This is a genomic window from Flavonifractor plautii ATCC 29863 (assembly GCF_000239295.1).
In the GTDB taxonomy this organism is placed as follows: domain Bacteria; phylum Bacillota; class Clostridia; order Oscillospirales; family Oscillospiraceae; genus Flavonifractor; species Flavonifractor plautii.
Genome location: NZ_JH417835.1, coordinates 11,483 through 11,789 on the forward strand (window position 1 = coordinate 11,483; position 307 = coordinate 11,789).

Consider the following 307-nt stretch of genomic DNA (forward strand, 5'->3'; position numbering starts at 1 on the left):
GCGAGGAGCAGCTCTCCAGCTATGAAAACCAGCTCTCTTACTACACGGAGAAAATCATGAAGGAACCGGGCTAGACCATGGCCGGGGTATTCGCAGACGAGGGCATCACCGGCACCTCCACCTGCAAGCGGAAGGCGTTCCTGCGGATGATCCGCCAGTACAGGCAGGGGAAGATCGACATGATCCTGGCTAAATCCGTCTCCCGCTTCGCCCGCAACACCGTGGACACCCTCAACTTCACCCGGGAGCTGCGGAGCCTGGGTATCCCAGTGGTCTTCGAGGAGCAGAACATCAACTCCATCTACCC

The 307-nt window shown here is 59.0% G+C and carries 1 protein-coding gene; it reads left to right on the forward strand.

Features of this window, described 5'->3' with window-relative positions; all coding sequences use genetic code 11:
* Window positions 1-77: 77 nt before the first annotated feature.
* Window positions 78-307, forward strand: a 230-nt coding sequence (locus tag HMPREF0372_RS20860) for a recombinase family protein (RefSeq protein WP_007494432.1), incomplete at its 3' end; no start/stop codon positions are given.